We start from the raw sequence: 3,166 nt of genomic DNA, 5'->3' as shown, positions 1-3,166 counted from the left end.
TATGACAATATGATCATTCTAAATAGCTTTATAAAAAAACAAATGGCACAAGAACTAGGATATAAAACAGTACAAGTTCTTAATAACAACATCAACAAACTTGTAAATGCAGAAATTCTTTTTAGAAAAGGTACTGGTACATATCAAGTAAATGCTCGTTATTTTGGTCGTGGCCATTGGCACGATATACAAGAAATCCGATTACAACAAGTCTATTCAACTAAAGGAAGAGAGCTTAAAACAGAAATAACATACAAAAACGACGAACCGTCTCAGAATTAATTCTGAGACGGTTTTAACGTTCCATGTTATATCCACGTTGTTTCTTAATTTCTTTCTTATATTCACAATCAAATTGATTATCTACACCTTTTATATCCAATTCATTCTTAACAAGTCCTCTAAACGCTTTAAAATGCTCTCCAAGGACTTTTTTCGTATTGTGGTATAAAACCTTTACATTTTCCTTTAAATCTTTTACATGGGCTTTTAACGAGCTTATTTCCTTACGTAATTCTCTATTCTTCTCATACAAATCTGTATTCTCATTAATAGCTTTAACATAACCATCGGCTAAACTATCAACTCTATCATGTAATTCTTTGTTTTCTTTAACTAAATCTGTACGCTGCAAACGCTCATAATCTTCCTTTACGAAATTTGCATCGCTTAGAACTTTTTGCATCCTTCTCATTTCACTATCAGAAACAATCCAATTCCCAGTTTCTGTAGTTACTGTTTCTGATTTTAAAAAACCTGTTTTTACAACCTCTGTTTTTTTCTCTTTTCCTTTTACTTTGATATTAATTTTTGAAGGGAGTGCTTCACTCAAATTCAGAAACTCATTTTTTTTACTTTCCAATTCTTTATCTAATGATTGAATTTTCCCCTCTAACTCTCTTTCTTTGACCTTTACTTCCGCATCCATTACATCTTTTTGTTTCTGTATTTCTTCAGAATACCTTTTCAAATCTTTAACCGTATCAACGCCAATCGTTTTATCGTTTAAAATACCTTCTTTGTAGATTTGTGGTATTTCTTTTTTCAAAAACTCATCTAAATCTTGGTGAAATGTTTTTAAATCTTTTCTTGTTAAAACTTCTTTAGCTGAAACCTTTGCCTGTTGCTTTTTCTCGTCCCAAACAACAGGCATAAAAGCAAAATGCATATGCGGTCTTGTTTCGTCATTATGTACATTGGCTGACAACACATTTTTTTCACCACCATAACGGTTCGCTAAAAATTCATAGGTTTTCTCAAAAAATTCACGTTGTTCCTTCTCAGAAGCATCTTTCAAACTTTCCGGTAATGTAACAGCCCAATCTGCACAGACTTTTACATCTTTTCGATTCAAGCAATGCACTTCACTTAACCGATCATTCATGCGTGAAAGTGTATCTCCTTCTTTTTCACATAAATCATAATTCAAATGTGACCGTTCATTATCAATGTCTTGATTCGAATGATTTTCTGTTTTTCTGTCCCAGTGGATGGACAATCCTTGAACATTTCCTTTTGCATATTTTTGAACGTGAGCCATGAGCAAGACCCCCCCTTTTGGTAACTAGTTTAACATGGGGATAGAAGAAAAACCAAATTTGGTCTAGCACGTTATACCAAATTTCATTTGGACGTGCTCTGCGAGGCTCTTTGGCTCCGCCAAGCCATGCTTTGCCTGGCAAAAAACAAACCTTGGGCTTTGCCCAAACCCACTGGGGAAACTCTTCCCCAGACCCCCTCAATCAAACTCCCCAACCCCTCAATCCTTGAGGGGCTCCCTCGCCGGTTAGCAGGAACAAACGATTGTTTGTTCAATGCCAAGAGGGTTTGGGTGTAGTACGGTTGGTCAAGTCAAATACTCCCTTCGCTTTGCTAGGTCCGTTTTGATTGACCAACACCCTTTTTTCCTATAACAGGTTTTTAGCTACTACACCAAGTACTCCTGTTAACAATCCGCTTATGATCAATCGTAAAATCCATGTAGTATTTGCACTAATTTTATCTAATTGTTTATTAATAGTTAAAACATCCTTTTCAGCTACTAATATTCTTACTTCTAAACTTTTCATATCATGTTGTATAGCTTTTAAATCTAGATTCATTTGATTAAAATCTTTTTCTAGTTCCTCCAATTTTGTCATATAACATACTTCTCCTTTTAAATTAATTTTAAATATATTATATGTATATGGTAATTAGAGAATAATGATATAAAAAGAGAACTCAAATCTATTATTAAGATTTAAGTTCTCTTTAAAGATAAGGGAATTATACGAAAGCGTAATATAGCATATGCTTATCCTTTTTAATATGCATCTAGCAAAAACACAGTTTCTATAAATGTGCTGTTCTAAGTTCATTCTCTCCTTGTTTTTGGGTGTGAGTGCTGGCTGGGGGTTTGGGGGCTAGCCCCCTGGATCTTAACGTAAATGAATATGGAATAAGCGGATTGTTTAGAACGATAGAGCAAGGCGGTTCGGCAGGTACAATTGCTAGTCCAAGTCGAACAATCTAAATCCTCGTTTTTGGTCTGTTCGGCTTGGCGACATGCTCACACCTGCCGAATTTCACTATGCAATAGCAAAAGAGTGGAGATTTTTTGAATGGTTTTCTCAAAAAATACTACTCGACTATTGCATAGTGAAAAGCCCTTTTAAATTTTATAAAATAATAGAATAGAAGGGAGAACATAGGTTGAACCGTTGATATGACTGGATTTCTAGGAAAATACTATAATTTGTGGGATTATAAGTTATAATTTGTGGGATTATAACCGTAATTTGTGGAGTTATATACCGTAATTTGTGGAGTTATAAATTAAATTTATTTTTTATATCATTTATAATTTGTGGGATTATAAATGTGAAATCCTATAAAAAATATTGCACTTTTAAAATACCCGATTTATAATTTAATTAAATTATAAATCGGGTAGGAGGTAGATTTGATGCAACCGGAAAGACCCTTGAAAAAAGTTTCTAAAGTTACAAAAAATAAAATAATAGATATAAATACTGGTGAAATTCAAGAAGAAGAAGAAATTATAAATGCTTATATCGACAAAGAACCAGACTACGTAAAAATATATTTAAAAGATATTGTAGCCTTAAATGATTTACCTAAAGGTTTAGATAGAGTTATTAACGTTTTATTAAAAGTAATGTCT

General features: G+C 33.1%; 2 protein-coding genes and 2 pseudogenes. 2 read left to right on the top strand and 2 right to left on the bottom strand.

What is annotated here, in order from left to right:
• Nucleotides 1-282: pseudogene (locus KI369_RS03740) on the top strand (replication/maintenance protein RepL); the annotation flags it as partial.
• A gap of 13 nt (nt 283-295) precedes the next feature.
• On the opposite strand, the gene mobV reads toward KI369_RS03740, so the two are convergent.
• Nucleotides 296-1,540 carry a MobV family relaxase gene (gene mobV / locus KI369_RS03735; RefSeq protein ID WP_000951644.1) on the bottom strand — a complete coding sequence of 415 codons (1,245 nt, stop codon included), beginning with the start codon at nt 1,538-1,540 and terminating at the stop codon, nt 296-298.
• A gap of 367 nt (nt 1,541-1,907) precedes the next feature.
• On the bottom strand, nt 1,908-2,141 hold the full coding sequence (locus tag KI369_RS03730) for a hemolysin XhlA family protein (RefSeq protein ID WP_046199669.1): 234 nt from the start codon (nt 2,139-2,141) through the stop codon (nt 1,908-1,910).
• Between the two features lie 806 nt (nt 2,142-2,947).
• Between KI369_RS03730 and KI369_RS03725 the strand changes: the two are divergent.
• Nucleotides 2,948-3,166, top strand: a pseudogene (locus tag KI369_RS03725) (replication/maintenance protein RepL); the annotation flags it as partial.

Origin of the sequence: Bacillus sanguinis (genome assembly GCF_018332475.1) — a bacterium.
In the GTDB taxonomy this organism is placed as follows: Bacteria; Bacillota; Bacilli; order Bacillales; family Bacillaceae_G; genus Bacillus_A; species Bacillus_A sanguinis.
Note: the sequence above shows the minus strand (reverse complement) of the source record. Positions and strands in the feature narration are given on the sequence as shown.

What these genes read in the sequence shown, in the direction of transcription:
- mobV (WP_000951644.1), bottom strand. Translation starts at nt 1,540, where the DNA reads ATGGCTCACGTTCAAAAATATGCAAAAGGAAATGTTCAAGGATTGTCC.
- KI369_RS03730 (WP_046199669.1), bottom strand. Translation starts at nt 2,141, where the DNA reads ATGACAAAATTGGAGGAACTAGAAAAAGATTTTAATCAAATGAATCTA.